This window comes from Sandarakinorhabdus sp., assembly GCF_031430775.1.
GTDB lineage: Bacteria > Pseudomonadota > Alphaproteobacteria > Sphingomonadales > Sphingomonadaceae > Sandarakinorhabdus.
Window position 1 is genome coordinate 1 of sequence record NZ_JANPCD010000125.1, and the last position, 2,067, is coordinate 2,067.

Annotated in this window: 5 protein-coding genes; 2 read left to right on the forward strand and 3 right to left on the reverse strand. The window is 65.3% G+C overall.

What is annotated here, in order from left to right; all coding sequences use genetic code 11:
- The 3 genes from RMQ73_RS07720 to RMQ73_RS07730 form a co-directional block, all read right to left on the reverse strand.
- Positions 1-283, reverse strand: a 283-nt coding sequence (locus tag RMQ73_RS07720) for an SDR family NAD(P)-dependent oxidoreductase (protein ID WP_310497525.1), incomplete at its 3' end; no start/stop codon positions are given.
- 58 nt (positions 284-341) lie between these two features.
- Positions 342-836 (reverse strand): DUF427 domain-containing protein, encoded by a 495-nt coding sequence (locus tag RMQ73_RS07725; RefSeq protein WP_310497528.1) that lies wholly within the window; start codon positions 834-836, stop codon positions 342-344.
- Positions 836-1,228, reverse strand: a complete 393-nt coding sequence (locus RMQ73_RS07730; protein ID WP_310497530.1) for an MAPEG family protein — start codon at positions 1,226-1,228, stop codon at positions 836-838. The genes RMQ73_RS07725 and RMQ73_RS07730 overlap by 1 nt, the downstream gene beginning before the upstream one ends.
- A gap of 144 nt (positions 1,229-1,372) precedes the next feature.
- Here RMQ73_RS07730 and RMQ73_RS07735 point away from each other — a divergent pair, with 144 nt between their 5' ends.
- Positions 1,373-1,603 (forward strand): twin-arginine translocase TatA/TatE family subunit, encoded by a 231-nt coding sequence (locus RMQ73_RS07735; protein ID WP_310497533.1) that lies wholly within the window; start codon positions 1,373-1,375, stop codon positions 1,601-1,603.
- A gap of 19 nt (positions 1,604-1,622) precedes the next feature.
- Positions 1,623-2,067: Sec-independent protein translocase protein TatB (gene tatB / locus RMQ73_RS07740; protein ID WP_310497536.1), on the forward strand; the 445-nt coding region annotated here is incomplete at its 3' end.

The following is a 2,067-nucleotide window of genomic DNA, read 5'->3' on the forward strand; positions in this document are numbered from 1 at the left end:
TGTTCACCAATATGTCGAGCCGGCCATAGAGCGCCATGACCCGCGCCGCCAGTTCGGCCCAGCGCGGTTCTTCGGTGACATCCTGACCGCGAAACGTCGCCTCGCCGCCGGCATCGGTGATCATCGCCAGTGTCTCTCGGCCGCCCGGCGCTTCGATATCGGTCAGGAACACGCGTGCGCCCTGATGGGCCAGCGCGATGGCACAAGCGCGGCCGATGCCGCTGGCGGCGCCGGTGACAAAGGCGACGCGGCCCACCAATGTTTCCTGGCCAATGCTACCCACAGCTTGCTCCTTCACAATGCAGGCCATCAGTCTCTGCCTCGTGGGCCGCCCCGGCCAGCTACCAATATTGGCTGCCCGGCCCGCCCTTGAAGGGGCCGACCACCCAAGACGTGATCCAGCCGCCATAGAAACCGCCGGGCTGCGGCCGGGCGCGTTCGTCGCCGACCATCACCGTGTCGAACGGCTGGCAATAAAACGCGATACAATCGGCCAGCGGTGCAAAACCCGCCGTCGGCTGTGGGTAGGACCAGCCCACCGAGGCCAGCACGGTCTCGGCGATTACCACATCCCAGTAACGCGCACGCCCCTTCCATTCGCACCATGATCCGCCACCAGCAGCACGCAGATGCGCCTGCGCGACATCGGCCAGCGGGATATAATAGGTCGGCGGATGGCTGGTCTCCAGCGTGCGCCACCCGGCCAGTGTATCGGCCAGCACCACGCCGCCATGCCGGATTTGCAAGCGGCGCGGTTCAGCTTCGAGCCGGGGCGGGCGCGGATAGTCCCAGACGCTTTCCTGGCCCGGCCCGGCAGGATCGGGCGCCGGCCACATCAGGTGAGAGTGGCGATCGCGCCCCAGGCCGCCGCGATCAGCAGCACCGCCCATGGCGTGATGGTCAGCACGAAACCAAGGCTGCGCTTGGCCGGATCGGCATAATAGGCGCGGGCAAAGACAATGCGGCCCACCGACCAGAACAGCCCCAGTGCGGCAGTGATTTCGTCACCCAGCACCGGCGCGGCCAGCACGATCGCCGGCAGGAACAGGACCAGCTGTTCCAGCGTGTTCATGTGCACGCGGTAGCGCCGCTCGAAATGTTCGTTGCCGGTGCACGCCGGCGCTGCCACGCCATATTTGCCGCGCGCTGCGCCGACCAGGGCGCCAAGGACAAAAAACAGCACCAATGCGGCCAGAATGGCCAGCGATGTCATCGGATATTGTTCCATGGGTCCCCCGGAAAACGCGCAATCAATTTGCGCAGGACTCAGTTTTTAACCGGGGCATCGGTGATAAGCAAGGGCCGGCCACCACTGGCGCCGGCTGCATGATGGGGGTAAGAGAGCCGGGTCAACAGTTCAGGATCAATCGCCATGGGCTCGTTCAGCCTCATCCATTGGGTCGTTCTCATCCTTGTCGTCATGTTACTGTTCGGCCGTGGCCGGATTTCGGATCTGATGGGTGACTTCGCCAAGGGCATCAACAGCTTCAAAAAGGGCCTCGCCGATGGCGAAACACCGCCGGCGCCCGCACCGCCGCAAGTGACCAATGCCGCCGCGCCGGTGGCCACTCCGGTCACCGAGGACCAGCGCACCCAGGGCTGAGCCCCGGGGCACAGCCAGCATGTTCGGTATCGATTCCTCGGAACTGATGGTCATCGCCCTGGTGGCCCTGCTGGTCATCGGCCCCAAGGACCTGCCGCGCGCCATGCGCTGGCTGGGCGGCTGGATCGGCAAGGCCAAAGCGATGTCGCGCCATGTGCGTTCGGGTTTCGACACGATGATGCGCGAATCCGAGCTGGAGGAAATGCAAAAGGCCTGGGCCGCGCAGAACGAAGCCATCATGAAGGCCAGCGCAATCGACCCGAACGCCCTGCCGGGGCCGTTTCTGGCAAATGATGACTGGATGGCGCCCAAGGATGCGCCGGCTGCGGAACAAGCCGCGTTCGAAACATCGCCCAATGCGATCCCCGACGCAGCCGTGCCGGACGCAGCAATGGCGCCGGCGGCCCCGCAGAAAATGCGAAAACCCCGCAAGGCCAAGACCGTCAGCCCGGCGCCCTCCGAAT

What these genes read in the sequence shown, in the direction of transcription:
- RMQ73_RS07725 (WP_310497528.1), bottom strand. Translation starts at nt 836, where the DNA reads ATGTGGCCGGCGCCCGATCCTGCCGGGCCGGGCCAGGAAAGCGTCTGG.
- RMQ73_RS07730 (WP_310497530.1), bottom strand. Translation starts at nt 1,228, where the DNA reads ATGGAACAATATCCGATGACATCGCTGGCCATTCTGGCCGCATTGGTG.
- RMQ73_RS07735 (WP_310497533.1), top strand. Translation starts at nt 1,373, where the DNA reads ATGGGCTCGTTCAGCCTCATCCATTGGGTCGTTCTCATCCTTGTCGTC.